Here is a 25314-nt window from a genome sequence, read left to right as displayed (position 1 = left end):
CACAGCGCCCCCGCCGACGGTTCCGTGCCCGCCGCGCCGGGCACGATCAACTGCCGGGAGTGCCGGATTCGTACGGCACACTTGGGGCGCAAGACCGATGCGAAGGATGGGTATGCCGATCACACCTGCGACCGCGACGCACAGTCCGTCGAACGGCGCCGCAGACGCGATTTTGCTGGAACTGGTCGACGAGAACGGTGTGACGATCGGCACCGCGGAGAAGCTCGCCGCCCATCAGCCGCCGGGGCAGCTGCACCGCGCCTTCTCCGTGTTCCTCTTCGACGAGCGCGGCCGGCTGCTGCTCCAGCAGCGGGCGCTCGGCAAGTACCACTCCCCCGGCGTCTGGTCCAACACCTGCTGCGGCCACCCCTACCCCGGCGAGGCGCCCTTCGCGGCCGCGGCCCGGCGCACGCACGAGGAACTCGGTGTCTCCCCGTCGCTGCTCGCGGAGGCGGGCACGGTCCGCTACAACCACCCGGACCCGGACTCGGGTCTGGTGGAGCAGGAGTACAACCACCTCTTCGTCGGCCTGGTGCAGTCCCCGCTGCGGCCGGACTCCGAGGAGGTCGGTGCGACCGCCTTCGTGACCTCCGCCGAGCTGACGGAGCGCCACGCGAAGGACACCTTCTCGTCCTGGTTCATGACGGTTCTCGACGCGGCCCGCCCCGCGATCAGGGAGCTGACGGGACCGTCGGCCGACTGGTGACGAGCCCTAGGGCACGCGCACGGGTTTGAGCGGGACGGCGGCCCAGATCACCTTGCCGCCGCTCGCCGTGTGCTCGACGTCGCACACGCCGCCCGCCTCGCGCGTGACCTCGCGCACCAGGAGCAGCCCGCGGCCGCCGGTCCGGCCGTGGTCCGCCTCCAGGGCTGTCGGGCGGTAGGGGTGGTTGTCCTCGACGGACACCCGCAGCCACTCGGCGCCGACGGCGACCTCCACGGCCAGCATCGGCGACAGCAGCGCCGCGTGCCGTACGGCGTTCGTGACCAGCTCCGAGACGATCAGCAGCACCCCCTGGACGAGGTCGTCCGAAACCGGCACGCCCTGGCGGTACAGCAGGTCCCGTACGGCGTGCCGCGCCTGCGGGACGGAGGCGTCGACGGCGGGAGCGGTGAACCGCCAGACGCCCTCGTACGGCAGTGGATTCGGCGGCCGCTGACCGACGGGCTCGGCCGCGCCGCCTGCTGGGCGTGGGCCGGACCCGCGCCCGTGGTTCTCCATCGTCCGGTCGCCACCCTCGCGCTCGATTGTCACCACACGTCGAGTGTTGGTAACGCGCAGGTCCGGACCGTAGAACTGAACACAAGTCAGCAGGTATCGAGCGTTTCTGATCGTTGGCGTATGACACCGTCAGATGTGGGACCGCTCCTGTCCCGCTCGTGCCGACTTGGCGAACTATTCGGGTTGTACGGGTTTGGCGGGCACCCTTCTTGATCGGCCGTTCGGTGCGGGCGTATAGCATCCGGGCCATGGAGCCCCAGCTGCTGCACAGCGTCGCCGACTCGGTCGCCACCGTCGTCATCCACCATCCGGCCAAGCGCAACGCGATGACGGCCGCGATGTGGCGGGCGCTGCCGCCGCTGCTCGGCACACTGGCCGCGGATCCGGCCGTGCGGGCGCTGGTGCTGACCGGTGAGGGCGGGACGTTCTGTGCGGGCGCCGACATCTCGACGCTCCAGGGGTCATCTCAGGAGGCGCAGGGGCTGGCGGTGGCCGCCGAGGAGGCGCTGGCCGCCTTCCCCAAGCCGACGCTGGCGGCGATCCGGGGGCACTGTGTGGGTGGCGGGTCGCAGCTGGCGGCGGCGTGTGATCTGCGGTTCGCCGAGGAGGGGTCGCTGTTCGGGGTGACGCCGGCGAAGCTCGGGATCGTGTATCCGGCGTCGTCCACGCGGCGGTTGGTGTCACTGGTGGGACCGGCGACCACCAAGTACCTGTTGTTCTCGGGCGAGTTGATCGGCGCGGAGCGTGCGCTGCGTACGGGTCTGGTGGACGAGGTGCTGCCGGAGGGCGAACTCGGCAAGCGGGTCGTGGAGTTCACCCGGATCCTGGCGTCGCGCTCGCAGCTGACGCAGGCCGCGGCGAAGGAGTTCGCGGACGGGCGTGCGGACCGGGACGCGCACTGGAGCGAGCAGGCGCGCGGCAGCGGCGACGCCGCGGAGGGGGTCGCCGCGTTCCTGGAGCGCCGTCAGCCGCGGTTCACGTGGTCGGTTCCTGGCCGAGGATGAACCGGCTCCTCGACCGGAGCAGCTCGACGACGTCCGCGGGCGCCTTGTGCGGTGCCCCGGCGTCGTAGGGCGGCTGCGGGTCGTACTCGATCCCCAGCTGTACGGCCTGGGCGACGAAGTCGCCGGCGAGGTGGCCGAGCAGGGCGAGCCCCATGTCGATGCCAGAGGACACCCCGGCCGCGGTGACGTACTTGCCGTCGGTCACCACCCGCTCCCCCGTCGGTTCGACGCCGAACTTCCGCAGCTCGTCCAGGGCCAGCCAGTGCGAGGTCGCACGGCGCCCTTCGAGGAGGCCCGCGGCGGCGAGCAGCAGGGAGCCGGTGCACACGGACGTCGTCCAGGTGCTGGTGGCGTCGGCGGTGCGGATCCAGTCGAGGAGGACCTTGTTCTCCATCTGCAGGATCTGCCCGGGACCGCCGGGGACGACCACCACGTCGGGGTTCGGCACCTCGGCCAGGGTCTTGTCGGCGATCAACGTGAGATTCCCGCTGTCGCTGCGGACGGGTCCGCTCTCCTCGGCGACGAAGACGAGCTCGCAGTCCGGCAGCCGGCCGAGGGTCTCGTACGGTCCGACGGCGTCGAGGGCGGTGAATCGGTCGTAGAGGACGATCGCGAACTGCATCGTGGGCCCTTCAGTGCGTAGGGATCGGGTGGAAGCGGCGGCGGTACTCGGAGGGGGCCGCGCCGAGGGTCCTGACGAAGGCACGGCGCATCGCCTCCGGGGTGCCGTAGCCGCTGGTGCGGGAGATCTCCTCGATGCCGTCGGCGGTGTCCTCCAGGAGCCGGCGGGCGTGTTCGAGGCGGACGCGGTCGACGTAGCGGCCCGGGGTCATCCCGGTCTCGCTCTGGAAGGCGCGGGCGAAGTGGCGGGGCGAGAGGCGGGCCCGGGCGGCCAGCGCCTCCACCGACAGGTCCTCGCCGGGGTGCTCGGTGATCCACTGCTGGACCTCGCGCAGCGGCTCGCGCCGGGCGGTCTGGGCGGCGAGCTGGGCGCTGAACTGGGCCTGGTTCCCGGGCCGCCGGAGGAAGACGACCAGGTGCCGGGCGATGGCGAGGGCCGCGTCCCGGCCGAGGTCCTCCTCCACCAGGGCGAGGGCGAGGTCGATGCCCGAGGTGACGCCGGCGGATGTCGAGACGTGTCCGTCGCGCACGTAGATCGGGTCGGGGTCGACCTCGACGGCCGGGTGGTCGCGGGCGAGCTTGGCGCAGTACGCCCAGTGGGTGGTGGCGCGGCGACCGTCCAGGAGGCCCGCCTGGGCGAGCCGGATCGCGCCGGTGCACACCGAGACCAGCCGCTCGGCCCGCGGTCCGTGCTCGCGCAGCCAATCGGTCAGCCGGGTGTCCGGACTCCGGGTGCCCTGGCCGCCCGGGACCAGCAGGGTGTGCGGCTCCTCGCTGTCCGCGAGCGATTCGTCCGGTACGACGGTCAGGCCGCTGGAGGTGCGCACGGGGGCGCCGTCCAGCGAGGCCGTACGGATGCGGTACGTGCCCGGGGTGTGCTGCTCGGCCCCCGCGAAGACCTCCAGCGGGCCGGTGACGTCGAGGCTCTGCACACCGTCGAACAGGACGAAAAGAACGGTTCGCTGCGCCATGTGGTCGATTCTTCGGCACCCCGAGGACGGCCGCAATGACGAGATCCCCACCTTTTCTGCCATGCTCCAGGCGCACACACGGGACGTACCAAGCGGTTGGTAACCTCCGGGCCATGACTACTGACGCCCTTGAGCGCCGTGCCGGTCGCCGCTGCCACCACGTGCTCAACTCCCTGCACGCGACGTCCTACTTCGCCCCCGAACTGGGCAAGGAACTGGCCGCTCTCGGGATCACGCATCCCAGGGCCGTCAACTTCGCGGTACGGGCCGCCGCGCTGGGTCCGGTCGGTGCGGGCGCGGTGACGGCGACGTTCTACAACTACAAGCACGAGCTGGTCGCCCGGCACGTACCGGCGGTCTGGGCGCTCGCCTCGCCCGAGGACGTGCTGGCGGCACGCGCGCGTGCGGTCGACTCGCTGCTGCGGCGGCTGCTCGGCGAGGAGGCGGTGGCGTCCGCGGAGATGGCACAGGCCGCGCGGCTCGCGCTCCGGGCGACCGAGGCCTGTTCGCGCAGTGCACGGCCGCTGTACTCGGCGCACGCGGATCTGGCGGTCCCCGAGGAGCCGCACCTGGCCTACTTCCACGCCACCACGCTGCTGCGCGAGCACCGGGGTGACGGGCACCTCGCCGTCCTGATGTCCGCGGGGCTCGACGGGCTGGAGGCGGTGGTGACCCACACCGCGACCGGCAAGGGCATGACGCCGAAGTGGGTGTTCTCCAGCCGTGGCTGGACCCAGGAGGACTGGGACGCGGCCTCCGACCGGCTGCGCGAGCGAGGTCTGCTGGACGACTCGGGCGAGCTCACACCCAAGGGCGTCGCCCTGCGCGAGGAGATCGAGTCCGAGACGGACCGCCTGGACCGGGCACCGTACGAGCACCTCGGCGCGGAGGGGGTCGCACGGCTGACGGAACTCGGTGCGGGATTCGCGCGGGCCGCGGTGGCGGCGGGGGCGTTTCCGGCGGATCTGCTCGGCAAGGGCTGAGGCCTCCCGGGAGGCAGAGGCTCGGACGGCCCCCTTGATCGGGCCCGCGCCGCATGGCGGGCCCGAGCCGCGGTACCCGGTCCCCGGCCGGCCGTCGTGGCCGCAGAGGAAAGGGGAAACAAGTGTTCCGTGCAATCGCAGACGTGTTGCGGCAGATCGGTGGTGCGATCGCCACGGTCGTGACGCTGCCGTTCCGGGCCCTGGCCCGGCTCTTCGGCGGCGCCTCCAGCAGTACGCGAAGCCGCAGGGCCTGATTCCGCCCCGCCACGACCGGCCGGGTTGCCGCCCTGATCCCCGGTTGTCGGTGCCACCTGCCACAATTGCCGCGCAACCTCAGTGAGAAGGCGGGACGGGATCGTGACGACACCCCTCGTAGGGTCCATCGAAGGCAGGATCGCCGCGGAGCTCGGCGTACGAGAGCGGCAGGTGAAGGCTGCCGTGGAGCTGCTCGACGGCGGTTCGACGGTGCCCTTCATCGCCCGCTACCGCAAGGAAGCGACCGAGATGCTCGACGACGCGCAGCTGCGCACGATCGAGGAGCGGCTGCGCTATCTGCGGGAGCTGGAGGAGCGGCGGACGGCGATCCTCGAGTCGGTGCGCGAGCAGGGCAAGCTGACCGAGGAGTTGGAGGCCCGGATCCGCGGCGCCGAGACCAAGGCGCGGCTCGAGGACATCTATCTGCCGTACAAGCCCAAGCGCAGGACCAAGGCGCAGATCGCGCGTGAGGCCGGGCTGGAGCCCCTCGCCGACGGCCTGCTCGGCGACCCGACCGTCGAGCCGCTGGCCGCTGCCGCCGCGTTCGTCGACGCCGACAAGGGCGTGGCCGATCCGCAGGCCGCGCTGGACGGCGCCCGGGCGATCCTCACGGAGCGGTTCTCGGAGGACGCCGACCTGATCGGCGAGGTGCGCGAGCGCATGTGGGTGCGTGGGCGACTGGCCGCCAAGGTGCGCGACGGCAAGGAGGAGGCGGGCGCGAAGTTCGCCGACTACTTCGACTTCGCCGAGCCGTTCACCGAGCTGCCCTCGCACCGCGTCCTGGCGATGCTGCGCGGCGAGAAGGAGGAGGTCCTCGACCTCGTCCTGGAGCCGGAGGAGCCCACGGACGGTCCTTCGTCGTACGAGGGGATCGTCGCCGCGAAGTTCGCGATCGCCGACCGCGGCCGCCCCGCCGACAAGTGGCTCAAGGACACGGTCCGTTGGGCCTGGCGCACCCGGATCCTCGTCCACCTCGGCATCGACCTGCGGCTGCGGCTGCGGACGGCCGCCGAGGACGAGGCGGTCAACGTCTTCGCGGCGAACCTGCGGGATCTGCTGCTCGCCGCCCCCGCCGGCACGCGCGCGACGCTGGGGCTGGACCCCGGCTTCCGTACCGGTGTGAAGGTCGCCGTCGTCGACGCCACCGGCAAGGTCGTCGCGACGGACGTCATCTACCCGCACGTCCCGGCGAACAAGTGGGACGAGGCGATCACCAAGCTCGCGCGGCTGGCCAAGGAGCACGCGGTCGAGCTGGTCGCGATCGGCAACGGCACGGCGTCCCGTGAGACCGACAAGCTCGCCGGTGAACTCATCACCAAGCACCCCGAGTTGAAGCTCACCAAGGTGATGGTGTCCGAGGCGGGCGCCTCGGTGTACTCGGCCTCGGCGTTCGCCTCGCAGGAGCTGCCCGACATGGACGTGTCGCTGCGCGGCGCGGTGTCGATCGCCCGCCGTCTGCAGGACCCGCTGGCCGAGCTGGTGAAGATCGACCCGAAGTCGATCGGTGTCGGCCAGTACCAGCACGACCTGTCCGAGGTGAAGCTGTCGCGCTCGCTGGACGCGGTGGTGGAGGACTGTGTGAACGGCGTGGGCGTGGACGTCAACACGGCGTCGGCACCGCTGCTCGCCCGGGTCTCCGGCATCACCTCGGGGCTGGCGGAGAACATCGTGGCGCACCGGGACGCGAACGGCCCCTTCAAGTCGCGCACCCAGCTGAAGGGCGTGGCGCGGCTGGGCCCGAAGGCGTACGAGCAGTGCGCGGGCTTCCTGCGCATCCGCGGCGGCGACGACCCGCTGGACTCCTCCAGCGTCCACCCCGAGGCGTACCCGGTCGTCCGGCGCATGGTGAAGACCTCCGGCCAGGAGGTGGCCTCGCTCATCGGCAACACGGGCGTGCTGCGGTCGCTGAAGCCGAACGACTTCGTGGACGAGACCTTCGGTCTGCCGACCGTGACGGACATCCTCAAGGAGCTGGAGAAGCCCGGGCGCGACCCGCGGCCCGCCTTCAAGACGGCCACCTTCAAGGAGGGCGTCGAGAAGATCTCCGACCTGGCGTCCGGGATGGTCCTGGAGGGCGTCGTGACGAACGTGGCGGCCTTCGGGGCGTTCATCGACATCGGTGTCCACCAGGACGGTCTGGCGCACGTCTCCGCGCTGTCGAAGACGTTCGTCAAGGACCCCCGTGACGTGGTGAAGCCCGGCGACATCGTCAAGGTCAAGGTCCTCGAGGTCGACATCCCGCGCAAGCGGATCTCCCTGACGCTGCGGCTCGACGACGAGGCGGCTGCCCAGGGGCAGCAGGGCGGGGGCGGCGGTGAGCGCCGGCAGCGGGGCGGGCGGCCGCCGCAGCAGCGACAGGGGCGCGGCGGCGGTGGCGGCGGCTCACGTCAGGCGCCGGCTCCGGCCAACAGCGCGATGGCCGACGCGCTGCGCCGCGCGGGTCTGGTCGACAAGAAGCAGGGCAAGCGCTGATCCACGACACGGGCCCGGGCTCTCCGGTGGCGCATGGAGGGTCCGGGCGGCTCTCCGGAGGGCACGGAGACTCCGGGCCGGGTCGCCCATAGGCTGACGACATGCCGACGTCGCGTGTCATCACCTGGGAAGTGTCGGAGAGCAAGGGCGTCGAGACCGCATGGATCGAGCTCGGCGGCGACGCCCTGCGGGCCCGCGGCCGAGCGGTCGCCACGGTTCCGCAGCCGTACTGGATCTCGTACGAACTCGACACGGCCGACGGGTTCGTGACGCGTCGGCTGTATGTCACCGCCGAGTCGGCGCAGGGCGTGCGCACGCTCGATCTACGGCATGACGGAGCGGGCCGCTGGACTGCGAACGGTGCGCGTCTGCCCGAGGTCGACGGCGCCCTCGACTGCGACCTCGGGCTGTGCCCGCTCACCAACACGATGCCGGTGCTGCGGCACGGGCTTCATCTGGCGTCCGGGGAACTGGAGTTCCTGATGGCGTGGGTGTCGGTGCCGGAACTGACCGTCCTCCCCTCGCGGCAGACTTACCAGCATCTGGGGCGGGGCCGGGCTCGCTTCGTCTCCGGTGACTTCCACAGCGACATCGCGTTCGACGACGACGGCTTCGTCGTCGATTACCCGGGCCTGGCCGCGCGGTTCGGCTGAGCCGCCGGGCGCGGGCCGTTGGGCCATGTGCAGTACCACGAGCGGCCGCCCGGCTCCGGGCGGGCAAAGCTGGACGCCCGATCCGCGTGCCCACCGCCGCTCAGGAGTGCCGATGCCCACCCCACCCCGCCGCCGTACCCCGTTCGGGCCCCGTCTCGGGGCGGTCTCCGTCTTCGCCGCCTGCCTGGCCCTGCTGTCCCCGGCGGGCGCGGAAGCCGCCGCGCGGCCCGGACCGCACCCCTACCCCGCGCTCCAGCAGCAGCTGGAGGGGCTGGTCCGCGCGCCGGGCGGCCCGCCCGGCGTCATCGCTGTCCTCCGCGACGGCAGGGGCAGCCGGGTCATGCGGGCCGGTGTCGCGGACCTGGAGACCGGCCGAAGGCCCGACCCGCACGACCACATGCGGATCGCCAGTGCGGCCAAGGCATTCAGCGGGGCGGTGGCGCTGTCCCTCGTCGACCGGCGCTATCTGCGTCTCGACGACACCCTGCGCGAGCGGCTGCCCCGGCTGCCGCGGGCCTGGGGCTCCGTGACGCTGCGCCAGCTGTTGAACCACACCAGCGGCCTGCCCGACTTCGCGCAGGCCCCGGCGTTCGTGGCGACCCTCGGCGCAGACCCCCGGCACCGCTTCGACTCCCGCAGGCTGCTCGACTACGTCGCCGACCAACCCCTGCGGTTCCGGCCCGGCTCCCGGTACCAGTACTCCAACTCCGACAACATCGCCGTCGCCCTGATGGCGGAGGCGGCGACCGGCGTCCGGTACGAGCGGCTGCTGGAGGCACTGGTGTACCGGCCGCTGGGCCTGCGCCACACGAGCCTGCCGCAGGGCTACCGGATGCCGAGGCCCTATCTGCACGGCTACGACGTGAGCCCGCCCTCGCCTCCGGAGGACGTCAGCGAGGTGCTCAGCATGTCCGGTGTCTGGGCGTCGGGCGGCATCGTGTCGACGCCCGTCGACATGACCCGGTTCGTCCGCGGCTACGCCGGCGGCCGGCTGTACGGCCCCGACGTCGTACGGGAGCAGCGGCGCTGGATTCCCGGGGCGGCGTCCGAGCCCGCCGGGCCGGGGCGCAACGACGGGGGACTCGCCCTCTTCCGGTACACGACCCGGTGTGGGGTGGTGCTGGGGCACACCGGCAACACCCTCGGCTACACGCAGCTGATCGCCGCCACACCGGACGGGCGCCGGTCGTTGACCTTCTCCGTCACCACCCAGATCAACCAGGCCATGAAGCCCGATCTGCTGCAAGAACTGCGCGCCGTGCAGGAGAACTTCGTCTGCGCGCTGCTGCGGTGACCGGAGGGAAGGGGTTGACGGGGGGGGAAGGGGTTGACGGGGGGGGAAGGGGCTGACGGAGGGAAGGGGCTGACCCACACGCCCTAGTGCCGCATCAGGCAACGTCTGCCCCTCTACTGCCGTGCGTATCAGTACAATGACGGACTGTCATGACGTGACGTCATCACGGGGGTATCTAGTGAGCACTGATTCCAACGGGCCGTCGACAGCCGGTACGGGAGCGTCTGGGACCACGGACGGGGGAGAGCCTGGGACCACGGACGGGGGAGAGCCTGGGACCACGGATGGTACGGGAGAGTCTGGGACCACGGATGCGCGAGAACCGCGCCAGCCCAGATGGGCGTGGTGGGTCGTCGGCATCGCCGTTCCGGTCCTGGGCATCCTCGTGACGGTGCTCGTCAGCCAGCCCTCGCCCTCGTCACCATCGACAGACCAGAACTCCCCAGCGACGTCGGCCCCGACGGACAGGACACCTTCGGCGACCCCGACTGCACAGGACAGCCATGGCACCGCCCCGGCGAAACCCGTACCCGTACGGTTCGGTCCGGACGACGTCAACATGGAATTCCTAGACGACCAGTCGGTCGCCGAGCTTTTCTACCCGGACTTCGACTCGACGCCGCCTCTCATCCTGGAAAGCGAGACCAAAAGCAGCGATTTCTATTTCTCCCGGTCCATCGCCGAGGAAGGAATCGCCTTTCAAACGCCCGGAAATGGGATCGCGCCGCTGCCGCTGGACGAGACCGCCCCGAGCGAGGAGGAATGCCGGGCTCACCTCGCAGAGAACGCGGTGGACGGCGTCGGCGGCGTCGGCCCCCTTGAGCAAGGCGAGGGTTTCTGCGCCAAGACGACAGCAGGACGAACGGTGCACATCCGCGTGATCGACTCACCCTCCGGCCTGGGCACGCTCCGGCTCAAAGTGACCGTCTGGGAGCTTCCCAGCTAGGCCGTATCAGGCAACGTTCGCCCTGTCGACGACGGCGCGTAGGCGCCGGTCGTCGGCATGGCGGTTTCGCCAGATGATGTAGCGGCGGATCATGCTGCCCTGTTCCTTGTGGGTGGCGTGGTCGGTGCCGTCGAGGGTGAAGTAGCGCAGGGCGGTGAACTGGGCCTCGATGCGGTTGAGCCAGGAGCTGTTGGTCGGGGTGTAGGCGATCTCGACGTTGTTCGCGGCTGCCCAGGTGCCGACCCGCCGGCATTTCTTCGTGGTCAGGTGCGGGGAGAAGTTGTCGCAGACGATCGCGATGCGGGTCTCGGGCGGGTAGAGGGTGCGCAGGTAGCGGCAGAACTCCAGGAACTGCGTCCGCCGCTTGACCGGCTTGATGTGGCCGTAGAGCTTGTTCTTGGCGAGGCCCAGGGCGGCGAACAGGTGCCGTACTCCGCCGTAGCGGTTGTAGGTGGCGCGGCGCCTGCGGCGGGGTTCGCGGTCGGGGTCCTTGTGCCTGCCGCTGCGCTCGGCCCACTGTCGGCCGGGGTGGGGCATCAGGTTGAGCGGCCCGAACTCGTCCATGCAGAAGACCACTTCAGGTTCGCCGTCCTCGGGTATGACCTCGCCGTCGGCGATTGCGTAGAGGTGCTCGACCCGGGCCTTCTTGGCGGCGTAGTCGGGGTCGCTGGAGGTTTTCCAGGTCTTCAGGCGTTGAAAGGAGACGCCTTCCTCGCGGAGCAGGATGCGCAGGCCCTCGTGGCTGATGTCGTCGACCACCCCCTCGGCGACCAGGAAGTCCGCCAGCTTGGTCAGACTCCAGGTGGAAAACGGCAGGCCGTGCTCGGTGGGCCGGGACTTGGCGGTTTTCTTGATCTCGCGGCGCTCGGGCAGCGTGAAGGTCTTCGGCCGGCCGCCCTTGTACTTGGGATAGAGGGAGTCGAAGCTGTCGGTGTTGAAGTTGTGGATCACATCGCGGACCCGGTCCTCGCTGGTGAACGACACTTCGGCGATCTTCGCCACGGACATGCCCTGCGCGGACAGCAGGACCATCTGGGCCCGCCGCCAGGTCACCACCGACCCGGTGCCCCTGCGGATGATCCGAAGCAGCCGCCGGCCCTCGTCATCGTCGATCTCCCGGACCTGTACTCGTTCTGCCACGGGAACAGCATGGCGTGTCCGCGCCGTCCGGACCGACACCCGGACGGCGCGTCACAACAGGGCGAACGTTGCCTGATGCGGCACTAGCGTTCGGTCACCTTGCCGTCGGCGACCTCCAGGCGGCGGGTGACGTGGACCGCGTCGAGCATGCGCCGGTCGTGGGTGACCAGAAGCAGCGTGCCCTCGTAGGCGTCCAGGGCCGATTCCAGTTGCTCGATGGCCGGCAGGTCGAGGTGGTTCGTGGGCTCGTCCAGGACCAGGAGGTTGACGCCCTTGCCCTGGAGGAGGGCGAGGGCCGCGCGGGTGCGTTCGCCCGGGGAGAGGGTGGCCGCCGAGCGCAGGACGTGGTCCGCCTTCAGACCGAACTTGGCCAGGAGGGTGCGGACTTCCGCCGGTTCCGTGTCGGGGACCGCCGTGCAGAAGGCGTCCAGCAGTGACTCCTCGCCGTGGAAGAGCTTGCGGGCCTGGTCGACCTCGCCGATCAGGACGCCGGAGCCGAGCGTCGCCTGTCCCGCGGTCAGCGGGACGCGGCCCAGCAGGGCGCCCAGCAGCGTCGACTTGCCAGCGCCGTTGGCACCCGTGACCGCCACCCGGTCGGCCCAGTCGATCTGCAGGGACACCGGGCCCAGGGTGAAGTCGCCGCGTCGTACCTCGGCGTCCCGCAGGGTCGCGACGACCGCGCCGGAGCGCGGGGCCGAGGCGATCTCCATGCGCAGTTCCCACTCCTTGCGCGGCTCCTCCACGACGTCCAGGCGCTCGATCATGCGCTGGGTCTGGCGGGCCTTGGCGGCCTGCTTCTCGCTGGCCTCGCTGCGGAACTTGCGGCCGATCTTGTCGTTGTCGTTGCTCGCCTTGCGGCGTGCGTTCTTGACGCCCTTGTCCATCCAGGAGCGCTGCATCTGCGCCCGGTCCTGGAGGGCGGCGCGCTTGTCGGCGTACTCCTCGTAGTCGTCGCGGGCGTGCCGACGGGACACCTCGCGCTCCTCCAGGTAGGCCTCGTAGCCGCCGCCGTAGAGGTTGATCTGCCGCTGGGCGAGGTCGAGTTCGAGGACCTTGGTGACGGTGCGGGTGAGGAACTCGCGGTCATGGCTGACGACCACTGTGCCGGCGCGCAGGCCGCCGACGAAGCGTTCCAGGCGCTCCAGGCCGTCGAGGTCGAGGTCGTTCGTCGGCTCGTCGAGGAGGAAGATGTCGTAGCGCGACAGCAGCAGCGAGGCCAGTCCGGCGCGCGCCGCCTGGCCGCCCGACAGGGACGTCATGGGCTGGTCCAGGTCCACCGCCAGGCCCAGCGAGTCGGCGACCTCCTCCGCCCGCTCGTCGAGGTCGGCTCCGCCCAGTCCCAGCCAGCGCTCCAGGCTCGTCGCGTAGGCGTCGTCCGCGCCAGGGGCTTCGTCGACCAGGGCCTGCGTCGCCTCGTCCATCACCCGCTGGGCCTCGGCGACCCCGGTACGCCGGGCAAGGAACTCCCGTACGGTCTCGCCCGGGCGCCGCTCCGGCTCCTGCGGGAGGTGACCGACGGTCGCGGTCGGCGGGGACAGCCGCAGCTCACCGTCCTCCGGCGCGGTCAGCCCGGCAAGCAGGCGCAGCAGCGTGGACTTGCCCGCGCCGTTGGCCCCGACCAGGCCGATCACGTCTCCGGGCGCGACGACGAGGTCGAGCCCGCTGAACAGGGCGCGGTCGCCGTGGCCTGCGGCGAGGTTCTTGGCGACGAGGGTTGCGGTCACAGGGAGCGATCCTAATGGCCACGCCGCCTTGGACGCGTCGATATTCCGGGGCACAAGATCACCGGGCGCTTGGCGCCCCGTAAGGGGCGCGGGGAACTGCGCGACCAGCCAGAACGGGCCCGCAGACAACCGACGGCATGAAGCGGCACCCACCTCATCGCGGCACCTAGCTGAGCGCGACCGCCTCCACCAGCACACTCCCCGACGTCCGCGCCACCACGAACGACTCCCCCTTGACCGCCTTCGCGTCCAGCGCGATGCGATGGCGGCCCGGTTCCAGGATGCCGTCGAAGACCTCGTGGGTGTGGGTGCGGTACAGGCGGTCGAGGCGGTACGCGGTGAGGCGGACCCGGCAGGGGGAGGTGACCTCGACGCCCGCCTCGCCGTCGGCGGCCACCAGGCGGGTCAGGCGGCGCTGTTCGGCAGGGCTGCGGTCCAGGGCGTGTTCGATCTGCGCGACCAGCAACGGCACGATCGGTGCGAGCCCGTCGACGTAGGTCACGTCGACTCCGGCGTCCGCGAAGGCGCGGCGCACGGCGGTGCGCTGCTCCTGTCCGATCGCCCGTCCGAAGGCGACGGCGCCGTAGGCGCGCAGTTCGTCGGCGGGGACGCCGCCCACGTCATGGGTGATGTCGGCGCCGATGCCGATGGTGCGCAGGGCGGCGGCGAGCTTGGCCAGGAGGGCGACGCGGGCGCCGATGAGGAGCACCCGGCGGCGTGGTGCCCCGGAGTCGCCGGCGAGCAGGGAGTCGAGCGCCGTGCGGTATTCGGCGCCGTGGAAGCGGAAGGGCCCGATGCCGTGGTAGCCGTTGAGCTCCAGGTCGGCGTGTTCGTCGGTCTGCCAGGCGAAGTCCCGCCAGATGTAGTCGTCACCGTCCTTGTCGATGAGCGCGGTGACGGCACCACAGGCGAGGTCCTCGCAGTCCGGGCAGCCGTAGATGACGTACCGGCCGCCTGGAAGCGGGGCCTCCGCCTCCAGGAGCAGGCTGCGGACCTGGGCGGTGAAGATGGCGGGCGGGACGTCGGAGGCGAGCGGGGAGACGGCGTCGAGGTCGGAGAGCTGGAACAGCAGCGGGCGTCCGTCGACGATGAAGTCCACGAAGTCCCGGTGCACCTGGTAGTCACCGTTGGCGAGGACTCCACCGGCACGCATCGCCGGTGCCAGGCCGAAGGTCGCGTACTCGGCAGACATGCTGTGAGTATCCCCAGGACCGGACCGATATGAGCACGGCATGACATATTCCGCTAACGTCCCAGCATGGGGAGCGAACAGGTGGACGATGTCGTGGTGGTCGGCGGCGGTGTCATCGGGCTGACTACGGCCCTCGTGCTGGCCGAACGTGGTGCGCGCGTGCGGGTGTGGACGCGGGATCCCGTCGAGGGGACCACCTCGGCGGTTGCGGGGGCGCTTTGGTGGCCGTACCGGATCGAGCCGCTCGCGCTGGCGCGGGCGTGGGCCTTGCGCTCCCTGGATGTCTACGAGGAGCTGGCGGAGCGCAGCGAGCCGACCGGCGTACGCATGGTCGAAGGCGTACTGGGCGGGGCGAGCCTGGACGAGGCGGACGCGTGGGCCACGGCCCGGCTGCCGGGGCTGCGCGCGACGACGGCCGAGGAGTACGCCGGTTCGGGGCTGTGGGCGCGGCTGCCGGTGATCGACATGGCGACGTTTCTGCCGTGGCTGCGGGACCGGTTCCTCGATGCGAGCGGTGTGATCGAGACGCGGTCGGTGTCCGGCTTCGGGGAGGTCGAGGCGCCTGTCGTGGTCAACTGCACGGGGCTCGGCGCCCGCGAGCTGGTGCCGGACGCGTCCGTGCGCCCCGTGCGGGGGCAGCTGGTCGTCGTGGAGAACCCCGGCATCCGCACCTGGCTGACCTCGACCGACGCCGACGGGGAGATGGCGTACTACTTCCCGCAGCCCGGGCGGCTGCTCCTGGGCGGTACCGCGGTCGAGGACGACTGGTCGCCGGAGCCGGATCCGGGGGTGGCCGAGGCGATCGTACGGCGGTGTGCGGCGCTGCGGCCGGAGATCGCGGGGGCGCGGGTGCTGGCGCACCGGGTGGGGCTGCGGCCGGGGCGGGACGCCGTACGGCTGGAGCGTGAAGCACTGCCGGGCGGACGGGTGTTGGTGCACAACTACGGGCACGGCGGGGCGGGTGTGACCGTGGCGTGGGGGTGTGCGGAGGAGGCGGCCGGGCTCGCCTCCTCCTGAGTGCACACCGTTCACGGGCTCTCAGCCGTGGTCGTGGCCCAGCGGGTCGCCCTCCGCTTCGGTGCCGGGGCCCGGCCCGACCTTGATCTCGAAGTCGCCGTCGTACCTCTTGTGGCCCTCGATCACGGCGAGCTCGACGGCCTCGGAGCCCATCTCGCCGCGCACGATGACCGGGTCCCGGCGCAGATCGCGCATGAGGGCGACGCACATGCCGATCATCACCAGGACGAAGGGCGCGGCGGCCAGGATCGTGAGGTTCTGCAGGCCGGTGAGCGCGTCGCCCTGACCGCTGCCGACGAGCAGCATGATGGCGGCGACGGCCCCGGTCACCACGCCCCAGAACACGACCACGAAGCGGCCGGGTTCGAGGGCGCCCTTCTGGGAGAGCGTGCCCATCACGATGGAGGCGGCGTCGGCTCCCGAGACGAAGAAGATGCCGACCAGGATCATCACGAGCAGGCTGGTGGCGGTCGCGATGGGGAACTCCTGCAGGACGCCGAAGAGTTGACCCTCAGGGGTGTCCTCGCCGCCGAGCGCGCCGCCCTCCTTCAGCTTCATCGCCGTGCCGCCGAAGATCGCGAACCAGACGAGGCTGACGGTGCTGGGCACGAGGATGACGCCGCCGACGAACTGCCGGATGGTGCGGCCCCGGCTGATGCGGGCGATGAACATGCCGACGAAGGGCGTCCAGGAGATCCACCAGGCCCAGTAGAAGACGGTCCAGCTGCCGAGCCAGTCCGCGACGCCCTCGCCGCCGCTGGCCTCGGTACGGCCGGCGAGCTGGGGCAGGTCGCCGAGATAGGCGAAGATCGAGGTGGGCAGCAGGTCGAGCACGATGATCGTGGGGCCCGCGAGGAACACGAAGACCGCGAGGACCAGGGCGAGCACCATGTTGGTGTTGGACAGCCACTGGATGCCCCGCTCGATGCCGGAGACGGCCGAGAGAACGAAGGCCAGGGTCAGCACGGCGATGATCGTGACGAGCAGGCCGGTGCTGACGTCGTCCATCCAGTCCAGCTCCTGGAAACCGGAGCCGATCTGGAGCGCGCCCAGGCCCAGGGAGGCCGCGGAGCCGAAGACGGTGGCGATGATCGCGAGGATGTCGATCACCCGGCCCGCGGTGCCGTTCGCGTGCTTCTCTCCGATCAGAGGGGTGAAGACCGCGCTGATGGTCTGGCGCCGGCGCTTGCGAAAGGTGCTGTAGGCGATGCCGAGGCCGACCACCGCGTAGATCGCCCAGGGGTGCAGCGTCCAGTGGAAGAGGGTGGTGGCCATCGCCGTCTCCATGCGTTCGCCGGAGTTGGCGGGGTCCGTGCCCGGAGGCGGGGTCGTGTAGTGCGAGAGCGGCTCGCTGACGCCGTAGAACATCAGGCCGATGCCCATGCCGGCGCTGAACATCATCGCGACCCAGGACACGGTCTTGAACTCGGGTTCCTCGCCCTCGGCGCCCAGGTGGATGCGGCCGTAGCGGCTGATCGCGAGCCACAGCGCGAAGACCACGAAGCACGATGCGGCGAGCATGAAGGCCCAGCCGCCGTTGTGGATCAGGCCGTCGAGCATCTTCGTGGACACGCTCTCCAGCGAGTCCGCGGCCGCCCAGCCCCAGATCACGAAGGCCACGGTGATGGCGGCGGTGACGCCGAACACCACGCGGTCCGTGGTCGGGTGGCCGGAAACGTCCGGAGGACCTTCCCGGCCACCCCGCTTCTTGAGATCTTCAGTCATCTGCGGCACCTTCCCCTGGAAACAGTGGATACGCCGGTTCCACATCGTCTCCCAGGACCTACCACAGAACCCGTCGATCGCAGCCGTTTCAGCAGTCGGTGTCAGGCTCACCGGCTGTGAGGTGATACGGGGCACGCTCGTCGAGGAGCAACGGGACGAGGGCGCGCAGGGACTGGCGGAGCGGGACCAGGGCGCCCGTGTCGGTCGGCCTCGACTTCACTCCGTGCAGGGCCAGTTCGTCCTTGACCTGCGTGTACTGGTCGGTGGTGAGCCGGTATCCGCAGGGCGGGTCCTGGATCACCTCGGCGGGTTCGGGCGGGTCGTTGTCGGCGCCGCCCAGGTAGACGGGTCCGGTGTCGGCGTAGCCGGCGAGCCGGGCCGTGCCGGTCGCCGCCTCGATCCGGCCGCGACGGACGTCACTGAACTCGAACAGGCCGTCCAGCGCGGCGAGTTGGGAGCTCACCCGGCGCCGGTTGTTCAGCGCCTCGTCGGCCTCCTCCTCATCGGTGAGCGGGTCGACGCGACTCTCGATGAGCAGGCCCACCGCGTGCTTGACGCCGGACATGTTCCGCAGGATGCGTTCCTGGCCGTCACCGGCGACCTGCCGGATCGGATCGCCGGTGACCGGGTCGGTCCAGATGCCGTACGTGCCGGTCGAATAGCCGGCGCCCGTGGCGGCGGGGCGTACGTACGACTGGGACAGGGCCTGCGCCTCGTCGTGGACGTGCGTGTCCGTGTTGAGGTTGCGGGGCCACAGGTCGAACAAGTCCTTGTCGTAGTACGGGGGTGTGGCGCCGTACTCGTGCAGGTCGTAGACCACGTCGGGGCGCTGGTCGCGGATGACCGCGGCCATGGCGCGGCCCTCGGCGGTCCGGAGCGCGATGTGGTCGCGGTTGATGTCCACGCCGTCGCTGTTGCCGCGGGTGTCGGCGGCCCGGCCGTCGGGGTTGGCGGTGGGCACGACCAGCAGGGTGGTGCGCTCCAGGAAGCGCCGGGTCTGCCGGTCCTTCGCGTACGCCAGGTCGCGCACGGTGGACAGGCAGGCCTCGCGGCCGGAGGGTTCGTCGCCGTGCTGGCTGCAGATGAGCAGCACCTTGTTCGGGGTGGGGCTGGTGCCGATACGGACCAGGTGGAGCGGCCGGCCCTGTTTCGTCGTACCGATGCGGCCGACTGAGACCCGGTCGCTGCCCCGGTCGACGGCCGCGAGAAAGTCCTGTTCCTCGGATTGCCCGGTCCATCTGGCGCCGTTCGACTGCTCGAAGCCGGTGCGGGGCGGGGAGTCGGCGGCGTGGGCCGGTACGGCGACGAGGGATGCGGCGAGGGCCGCCGCGACGAGGGTGACGATTCGGATGCGGATCACTGGCCTCCCTCCGGGATGCGGTGGGTGGTGCGGGGTGCGGTCACGCCGTCGAGGGGCGTGGCCTCGACGGCTGCGGGCACGGAGCCCGTCGTGGCGCGGGCGAACGCGGGGGCGCCGCCGACCAGCGGGACGCGGGCCTTCGTACGGGAGAGGTCGAGTGTGAGGGTCGGCGTGGTCGACGGAGGATCGATCAGGTCCTTGTCCGTGCCGGCGATGATCAGGGCGAGGCGGTGGCCCGCCGGGACCACGTGGTCGGTGGCCGCCAGGTCGAGGGTGATGGTGTAAGGCCTGCCCGGCGTGAGCGCTGCGCCCTTCAGGTCGGAGGCGTAGTTCCCCAGGTCGGCCCAGCCGCGGCTGACGACCGTGTAATCGACGTCGGCGGTCTTCGCCTTGGTCTCCTTGAAGCAGGCGCTGTCGCCGGTGGTGCTCCCGCCCCAGCAGGTGCGGTCGGTGAGCGTGGCGATGCCCTCGCCGCTCGTCGCGTAGTCGCGGATGGTGTCGGCGCCGAGGTCGACCAGGACGGCGGAGAGGTGGGCCGTCGAGGTGCTCGGGGTCGCGGTGACGGTGACCTCGGAGGAGCCGGACACACGCAGGTGGCGGGTGAGCGGCTTGGTCACGAAGCCCGCCTTGTCGGGGGTGGGCCGGTCGATGTACGCGGCCCAGTCGGTCTCGCTGTGCTGCGGGTCGTCGGTGAAGGTCTCGGTGTCGTTGCCCTTGCGCAGGCCGAGGGCGCCGACGCCGGCCTGGGTGCCCTTGGCGGGGCGCAGGGTGGTGGTGTCGGTGCCGCGCGGCGGCCAGGCCTTGGAGGTGGCCCACTGGTCGGGGTGGCGCTCGATGTCGGCCATCGGCTCACGGTCGATGCCGTTGTCGTAGCCGAGGAGTTCGTGGTCGAACCAGCGGTGCAGGGTCTGCACCCACTCCGCGCGGCGGAAGTCGAACGGGTCGACGTGGCCAGTCTGGGAGAGCCAGATCTTGCGCTCGACGCCGTTCTTCGCCAGGGCGTCCCACCACTGACCGAGCTGCTTCATACGGACGGTGAGGTCCTGCATGCCGTGGATCAGGAAGACGCTCGCCCTGACCTTGCGCGCGTCCTTCACGTAGTCGCGCTCGGTCCACAGCGGCGTCCAGTCGCCGGTGCGCGGGGCCCCGTCGACGATCATCTGCTGGACGGCGCCGCACTTGGCGCGGGCGTCGGGGCTCTCGACGTAGTCGGAGAGCCAGTCGGGGCCGGAGTCGAACAGCGGGGCGCCCTGCTGGAAGTAGTAGTCGTACCAGGAGGAGATGGCGCCGATCGGGACGATGGTCTTCAGGCCCTCGACCCCGGTGGCGGCGACGCCGTTGGCTATGGTGCCGTCCCAGCTCTTGCCGATCATGCCGGTGCGGCCGTTGGTCCACGTCGCCTTGGCCTTGGTGGTGCCGGTGCGGGTCGTGTACGCCGTCGCGCGGCCGTTGAGCCAGTCGACGACGGCCTTCGCGGAGAGGATGTCGGAGCGGCCGCCGACGTCCACGCAGCCGTCGGAGCGGTTGGTGCCGGCGAGGTCGACGCCGACGAAGGCGTAGCCGCGGGGCACGAAGTAGTTGTCGTAGAACAGGGGCATCTGCACGACGTTCCCGTGGGCGTCGTACGTCTTCTTCTGGCCCTCGTTGCCGCGCCCGCAGCAGGAGTAGTACGGGCTGGCGTCCATGATGACGGGTATCTTGCGGCCCTGCCGGTCCGTCTCCCGGGGCCGGACGATGTCGACGGCGACGCGGTCGCTCTTTCCGTCGCGGTCGTGGTCGAGTCCGGTGTCCACCCATACGGCCTCGCGGATGGCGTTCTCGTACGAGTAGACGGGTCTGCTCTCCCACGGGGCGGAGTGCGCCGTCGCGGGGGTCAGGAACGTAGCCATGAGGGCGGTCGTGGCCACCGTCGCGAGCGGTCTCCAGATCGTGAAGCGCATGCGTATCGGCATGCGCGGACGGTACATCGGCCAACTCCCGTACAGAAGAGGGAGGCTGATGACCCATGAGGTCCTCAGTGGCCGATAAACGTCCCTGGGGCGGGTCGGCTCATGTCGGCCGAATGGCGATCGTGTGACAGCAGTGGTCATGGACACACCGGAGACACAGGTGGTGAATAGGCTCCGGACAGACTTCGGGCCCCTACGACTTGGAGCTTTCGTGCACCGCAGAATCATGGCGCCGGGCGCATTCGCAGCCGCCTCTTTGATGCTGGCGATCCCGGCATCGGCCGCGAGCAACTCCCCCGGCGCTCCGGGTATCGGCGACCCCTACTACCCGGCCTACGGCAACGGCGGATACGACGTCTCCCACTACGACCTGCGGCTGAAGTACCAGCCGGCCACGGACGAGTTGGAGGGTACGGCGACCCTGCTGGCGAAGACCACGCAGGATCTGTCCCGCTTCGATCTGGACTTCCTGCTGGACGTCAGCGAGGTCCGGGTCAACGGCGCGAAGGCGTCGTTCGCGACGTCGGGCGAACACGAGCTGGAGATCACGCCGAAGAGCCCGCTGGCCAAGGGCACGGCCGTCACGGTCGTCGTGCGCTACCGCGGTGTGCCGTCGTCGAAGCAGGCGTACGGCTTCACCAGCTGGCACCGCACCCCGGACGGCGGTGTCGGGGCGAACGAGCCCGAGGCCGCCTGGTGGTGGTTCCCGAGCAACGACCACCCGCTCGACAAGGCGACGTACGACGTCTCGGTGCTCGTCCCCGACGGCACGCAGGCCATCTCCAACGGCACGCTGCAGTCGACGAGTTCACGGCTGGGCTGGACCCGCTACAACTGGCGCTCGAACAAGCCCCAGGCGACCTATCTCGCCACGCTCGCGGTCGGCAAGTTCGACGTGACCACGGGGACCAGCGAGAGCGGCATTCCGGTCATCAACGCCTACAGCAAGGACCTGGGCGACCACTACGGCGCGGCGCGGGCGAGCATCGAGCGGACCGGGGAGATCGCCGACTGGCTGAGCGGGTACTTCGGGCCGTACCCCTACAACGCGCTCGGCGGGTATGTGCCGAACACCGACACCGGATACGCGCTGGAGACGCAGACCCGGCCGTTCTACAGCCCGGCGAACTTCGCGAACGGGTCGAACACCTCCGTCGTCGTCCATGAGCTCGCCCATCAGTGGTACGGCGACCTGGTGTCCGTCAAGGACTGGAAGGACATCTGGATCAACGAGGGCTTCGCCCGGTACGCGCAGTGGCTGTGGTCGGAGCACGAGGGTGAGGGGACGGCGCAGGAGATCGCCGACTACGTGTACGCCTCGCGTGCGGCCGGCGATGCCTTCTGGAAGGTGCGGCCCGGTGACCCCGGGCCGGAGAACCAGTTCCACATCGCGGTCTACGACCGGGGTGCGCTGACTGTGCAGGCGCTGCGCAACGAGATCGGGGACGACGCCTTCTTCGCCATCCTCAAGGGCTGGACGCAGAAGTACGCCTACGGCAACGCGTCGGTGGCCGACTTCCAGCGGTACGCCGAGGAGGTGTCCGGGAAGCCGCTGGCGGCGCTCTTCGACACATGGCTGTTCCAGCCGTCGAAGCCGGCCGCTCCGGCGGCGCACAGCGCGTCCATCGCCAGGTCGGCCAAGGAGCCGGTGCAGCCGAAGTCCTGGAAGAAGATCGCGGCTACGAACGGCGTGCACGACCACGGGCACGAGCACGAGGGCGACCGCTGACGTCCTAGGGGGCCTTAGGAGGCCTTAGGAGCCCCAACGGCCTTGGGGGCCTCAGGGGCCTCGAACGAGGCCGCGCGCGTGAGGAGTTCGTCCCGTCCGATCGCGTCCGTCTCCGTCGACGGCACCGTGCAGGCATGGGCGCCGGCCACCGCGCCGTACAGGGCGCATCGGTGCGGTGGCTCGCCGGACAGCATGCCGAAGAGGAAGGCGGCCGCGAAGGCGTCGCCGGCGCCGTTGGAGTCCACCACCGGCGCCGGTGGAGCCACCGGGGGAACGTGTGTGAGCACGCCGTCGGTCAGGAGGGAAGCGCCCTCGGCTCCGGCGGTGGCGACGACCACCTCGGCTCTCCCCCGCTCGGCGATGCGGCGCATGGTCCGCTCCGGGTCGGTCAGGGCGGCCGCGGAGAGGAACACCACGTCGGCCGCGTACGCGAAGGGCTCGTGGTACGGGTTCTCCCCGTCCCAGTTGTGGAGGTCGGTGGAGAGTGTGACGCCGGCCTCGCGGAGGGCGGGCAGGGCGTGGGCGCAGGGGTGGGTGATCGACACATGCGCGTGCCGGCCGGCCCCCGCGAGGGTGCGCAGTGTGTCCTCGGGGAACCGGTCGTCCGCGTGTGCCCTGCTGGTGTCGTACAGGGACAGCCGCCGTCCGTCCGGCCCGACCAGGTTGACCGCGCGCTTGGTGCCGGCGGGCTGCGGGATCGCGGTCAGGGCGATGCCGTGCTCGCGGTGCAGGGCTCGGACGAGGTCGCCCTCGGGGTCCTCGCCGAGGAAGTCGACGTGGTGGGTGCGCAGGCCGAGGCCGCTCAGACCGGCGGCCACGAAGTCCCCGGTCTGACCGGCGCGGGTACGGATCCCACTGTCGATCATGTAGCTGTCGGCGTACGGGAGGGGCAGCTCGGGGACGTACACGATGGTGTCCACACCGGCACCGCCCAACACGAGCACGTCGATGTCCCGGCTCAACTTCCGCCCTCCCCATGGTCGTAGACCGTGACGGCGACTCCCCTCCGCACAAGCCGATCGGTGATCAACGGCTCGACGCGGGGCCACTTGCCCCCGGCCAACCCGCACCCTATCCGCGGCATGTGCACGGACGCGCCGAGTTCGGTCGCCTTGTCGGCCAGCCTTGCCAGCGCCGTGTCGATCGCCTCGTACCGGACCGGGACGCCCTTGCTGCCTGTGCGTATCCCCCGTTGCCCGATCAGGTTCGCCACCCACACATACGGCTCGACCTGCACGAACTGGGCGGCGCCCAGCCCGAAGTCGTTCGACGCGCGGTCGCGGTGCCAGGCCCGGTAGGCCGCCTCCGGCTCCGTCCAGCGGCGTGACACGGCCAGGACGAAACCCTTCCCCCATCCCCCGATGTCGTTGCAGACATGGGCGATCACCTTGACGCCCTTCACCGACGGAACGGTGGCGTCACCCCGGACATACGTGATCTCCGACATGACGCCACCGTAGAGGCCGCCACTGACAACGGCCTGTCGATTACTTCGTGAGTTCGGTCAGCTCCCGGTCCTCCGCTCGCGCGACCCGGCGTCGGATCGCGAACCAGCCGGCGACCAGCATCGCCGCGATGACCGGGATGAGGAGGAGGGTCTTGCGGCCGACCTCGGGGTCGTTCCACATCAGGGCGAGTACGGAGAGGAGGAAGGCGATCGTCACGATCTCCGTGACCGGGCTGCCGGGGAGGCGGAAGCTCGGTCGGGCGAGCAGGCCCGCCTTGGCGCGGCGGACGAAGATCAGGTGGCAGATCATGATGATCACCCAGGTCGAGATGATGCCGAGGGAGGCGACGTTCAGCACGATCTCGAAGGCCTGGCTGGGCATGAGGTAGTTCAGGCCGACGCCGAGCACGCACACCGCGCAGGTGAGCAGGATGCCGCCGTAGGGGACCTGGCTGCGGTTCATGCGGGCGGTGAACTTCGGGGCCGAGCCCGCCATCGCCATCGAGCGGAGGATGCGGCCCGTGGAGTACAGGCCGGAGTTCAGCGACGACATCGCCGCCGTCAGGACCACCAGGTTCATCACGTCGCCCGCGCCCTCGACGCCGATCTTCGACAGGACGGTGACGAAGGGGCTCTCGTCGGCCGAGTAGACCGAGCCGGGGAGGAGGAGGGCGAGGAGGACGACCGAGCCGACGTAGAACAGGCCCACGCGCCACATGATCGAGTTCACCGCGCGCGGGACGATCTTCTCCGGCTCGGCGGTCTCGCCCGCGGCGACACCGACCAGCTCCAGGGCGGCGTACGCGAAGATCACGCCCTGCATGACGAGGACGACGGGCATCAGGCCGTGCGGGAAGACGCCGCCGTGGTCGGTGATCACGTCAAGGCTGGGGGTCTGGCCGCCGACCTTGTGCTGGGTGGCGAGCAGGAAGATGCCGATCAGCATGAAGCCGACGAGCGTGGCGACCTTGATGATCGCGAACCAGAACTCCATCTCGCCGAAGATCTTCACCGAGATCAGGTTCACCGCCAGGACCACCGCGAGGGCGGCCAGGGCCAGCGCCCACTGCGGGATGTCGGTGAACATGCTCCAGTAGTGCGTGTAGAGCGCGATCGCGGTGATGTCGGCGATGCCGGTCGTCGACCAGTTCAGGAAGTACATCCAGCCGGCGACGTAGGCGCCCTTCTCGCCGAGGAACTCGCGCGCGTACGACACGAAGGATCCGGACGAGGGGCGGTAGAGCACCAGCTCGCCGAGGGCACGGACGACGAAGAAGGCGAAGATGCCGCAGACCAGGTAGGCGATCGCCAGCGCCGGGCCCGCGTTGTGGAGGCGGCCGCCGGCGCCGAGGAAGAGGCCGGTGCCGATGGCCCCGCCGATGGCGATCATGTTGACGTGGCGGGCCTTGAGGTCCTTGCTGTAACCGGCGTCGCCCGCGTCCGCGGGCATCGAGGCCGCGTCGGTACGGGGTGCGGCCACTGCCGTGTTCACGGCGTCCTTGCTCACGGGGGTACCACTCTCTGGTGCGCCCGAGCGGGTCGCGCTCGGGTGTCCGGACGTACGTATGGCCTGCGACCTCGGTAAAAGGCGCAGACCAAGGGGTCACCTT

22 protein-coding genes are annotated in these 25314 nt (G+C 70.6%); 10 read left to right on the top strand and 12 right to left on the bottom strand.

The window, feature by feature from the left end:
• Positions 1-112: 112 nt before the first annotated feature.
• Complete coding sequence (gene idi / locus PBV52_RS42285; protein ID WP_274246354.1) at positions 113-706, top strand: isopentenyl-diphosphate Delta-isomerase; 594 nt, start codon at positions 113-115, stop codon at positions 704-706.
• 6 nt (positions 707-712) lie between these two features.
• Here the strand turns inward: idi and PBV52_RS42280 are convergent, their stop codons facing one another.
• Complete coding sequence (locus tag PBV52_RS42280; protein ID WP_274249913.1) at positions 713-1222, bottom strand: ATP-binding protein; 510 nt, start codon at positions 1220-1222, stop codon at positions 713-715.
• A gap of 248 nt (positions 1223-1470) precedes the next feature.
• Here PBV52_RS42280 and PBV52_RS42275 point away from each other — a divergent pair, with 248 nt between their 5' ends.
• Complete coding sequence (locus PBV52_RS42275) at positions 1471-2226, top strand: enoyl-CoA hydratase/isomerase family protein (protein ID WP_274246353.1); 756 nt, start codon at positions 1471-1473, stop codon at positions 2224-2226.
• Here the strand turns inward: PBV52_RS42275 and PBV52_RS42270 are convergent.
• The gene (locus PBV52_RS42270; RefSeq protein ID WP_274246352.1) at positions 2198-2848 is read right to left on the bottom strand and encodes a DJ-1/PfpI family protein; all 651 of its coding nucleotides are present in this window, start codon (positions 2846-2848) and stop codon (positions 2198-2200) included. The genes PBV52_RS42275 and PBV52_RS42270 overlap by 29 nt on opposite strands.
• Positions 2849-2858: 10 nt before the next feature.
• Positions 2859-3818 (bottom strand): GlxA family transcriptional regulator, encoded by a 960-nt coding sequence (locus tag PBV52_RS42265; RefSeq protein WP_274246350.1) that lies wholly within the window; start codon positions 3816-3818, stop codon positions 2859-2861.
• A gap of 113 nt (positions 3819-3931) precedes the next feature.
• On the opposite strand from PBV52_RS42265, the gene PBV52_RS42260 reads away from it, so the two are divergent.
• The 6 genes from PBV52_RS42260 (at position 3932) to PBV52_RS42235 (ending at position 10421) form a co-directional block, all read left to right on the top strand.
• Positions 3932-4801, top strand: coding sequence for a hypothetical protein (locus tag PBV52_RS42260; RefSeq protein ID WP_274246347.1), 870 nt, complete (start codon positions 3932-3934; stop codon positions 4799-4801).
• Between the two features lie 122 nt (positions 4802-4923).
• Positions 4924-5055: an LPFR motif small protein gene (locus PBV52_RS42255; protein WP_252100478.1), complete on the top strand. Its 132-nt coding sequence runs from the start codon at positions 4924-4926 to the stop codon at positions 5053-5055.
• 103 nt (positions 5056-5158) lie between these two features.
• Positions 5159-7528: a Tex family protein gene (locus PBV52_RS42250; RefSeq protein WP_274246343.1), complete on the top strand. Its 2370-nt coding sequence runs from the start codon at positions 5159-5161 to the stop codon at positions 7526-7528.
• Between the two features lie 101 nt (positions 7529-7629).
• A complete protein-coding gene (locus tag PBV52_RS42245; protein ID WP_274246341.1) occupies positions 7630-8181 on the top strand; it encodes a putative glycolipid-binding domain-containing protein in 552 nt (183 codons plus the stop codon).
• Positions 8182-8293: 112 nt separating this feature from the next.
• Positions 8294-9475: a serine hydrolase gene (locus PBV52_RS42240; RefSeq protein ID WP_274246339.1), complete on the top strand. Its 1182-nt coding sequence runs from the start codon at positions 8294-8296 to the stop codon at positions 9473-9475.
• A 559-nt stretch (positions 9476-10034) separates the two neighbouring features.
• Positions 10035-10421, top strand: coding sequence for a hypothetical protein (locus PBV52_RS42235; RefSeq protein ID WP_274246337.1), 387 nt, complete (start codon positions 10035-10037; stop codon positions 10419-10421).
• A gap of 6 nt (positions 10422-10427) precedes the next feature.
• Here the strand turns inward: PBV52_RS42235 and PBV52_RS42230 are convergent, their stop codons facing one another.
• The 3 genes from PBV52_RS42230 to PBV52_RS42220 all read right to left on the bottom strand — a co-directional run bounded on the left by PBV52_RS42230 (position 10428) and on the right by PBV52_RS42220 (position 14477).
• Positions 10428-11561: an IS630 family transposase gene (locus PBV52_RS42230; protein WP_274246336.1), complete on the bottom strand. Its 1134-nt coding sequence runs from the start codon at positions 11559-11561 to the stop codon at positions 10428-10430.
• Positions 11562-11644: 83 nt separating this feature from the next.
• Positions 11645-13285, bottom strand: a complete 1641-nt coding sequence (locus PBV52_RS42225) for an ABC-F family ATP-binding cassette domain-containing protein (RefSeq protein WP_274246334.1) — start codon at positions 13283-13285, stop codon at positions 11645-11647.
• Positions 13286-13451: 166 nt separating this feature from the next.
• Positions 13452-14477, bottom strand: coding sequence for an oxidoreductase (locus tag PBV52_RS42220; protein ID WP_274246332.1), 1026 nt, complete (start codon positions 14475-14477; stop codon positions 13452-13454).
• A 66-nt stretch (positions 14478-14543) separates the two neighbouring features.
• On the opposite strand from PBV52_RS42220, the gene PBV52_RS42215 reads away from it, so the two are divergent.
• On the top strand, positions 14544-15494 hold the full coding sequence (locus tag PBV52_RS42215; RefSeq protein WP_274246331.1) for an FAD-dependent oxidoreductase: 951 nt from the start codon (positions 14544-14546) through the stop codon (positions 15492-15494).
• A 21-nt stretch (positions 15495-15515) separates the two neighbouring features.
• Here the strand turns inward: PBV52_RS42215 and PBV52_RS42210 are convergent, their stop codons facing one another.
• The 3 genes from PBV52_RS42210 to PBV52_RS42200 form a co-directional block, all read right to left on the bottom strand.
• Positions 15516-17219, bottom strand: a complete 1704-nt coding sequence (locus PBV52_RS42210; RefSeq protein WP_274246329.1) for a BCCT family transporter — start codon at positions 17217-17219, stop codon at positions 15516-15518.
• An 88-nt stretch (positions 17220-17307) separates the two neighbouring features.
• Positions 17308-18579, bottom strand: coding sequence for a M14 family metallocarboxypeptidase (locus tag PBV52_RS42205; RefSeq protein ID WP_274246328.1), 1272 nt, complete (start codon positions 18577-18579; stop codon positions 17308-17310).
• Entirely contained in the window at positions 18576-20531 is a 1956-nt protein-coding gene (locus tag PBV52_RS42200; RefSeq protein WP_274246326.1) for a Xaa-Pro dipeptidyl-peptidase, read from the bottom strand. The genes PBV52_RS42205 and PBV52_RS42200 overlap by 4 nt, the downstream gene beginning before the upstream one ends.
• 208 nt (positions 20532-20739) lie before the next feature.
• Between PBV52_RS42200 and PBV52_RS42195 the strand changes: the two genes are divergently transcribed.
• Positions 20740-22257 carry a M1 family metallopeptidase gene (locus PBV52_RS42195; RefSeq protein WP_274246324.1) on the top strand — a complete coding sequence of 506 codons (1518 nt, stop codon included), beginning with the start codon at positions 20740-20742 and terminating at the stop codon, positions 22255-22257.
• Between the two features lie 14 nt (positions 22258-22271).
• On the opposite strand, the gene PBV52_RS42190 is transcribed toward PBV52_RS42195, so the two are convergent.
• Genes PBV52_RS42190 through PBV52_RS42180 form a run of 3 tightly spaced genes read right to left on the bottom strand, consistent with a single transcriptional unit; the run spans position 22272 to position 25211 of the window.
• On the bottom strand, positions 22272-23219 hold the full coding sequence (locus tag PBV52_RS42190; RefSeq protein WP_274246322.1) for a PfkB family carbohydrate kinase: 948 nt from the start codon (positions 23217-23219) through the stop codon (positions 22272-22274).
• Positions 23216-23704: a macro domain-containing protein gene (locus tag PBV52_RS42185; protein ID WP_274246320.1), complete on the bottom strand. Its 489-nt coding sequence runs from the start codon at positions 23702-23704 to the stop codon at positions 23216-23218. The genes PBV52_RS42190 and PBV52_RS42185 overlap by 4 nt, the downstream gene beginning before the upstream one ends.
• A gap of 40 nt (positions 23705-23744) precedes the next feature.
• A complete protein-coding gene (locus PBV52_RS42180) occupies positions 23745-25211 on the bottom strand; it encodes an amino acid permease (RefSeq protein ID WP_274246319.1) in 1467 nt (488 codons plus the stop codon).
• Between the last annotated feature and the right edge of the window lie 103 nt (positions 25212-25314).

Source organism: Streptomyces sp. T12, from assembly GCF_028736035.1.
Taxonomy (GTDB): Bacteria; Actinomycetota; Actinomycetes; order Streptomycetales; family Streptomycetaceae; genus Streptomyces.
Note: the sequence above shows the minus strand (reverse complement) of the source record. Positions and strands in the feature narration are given on the sequence as shown.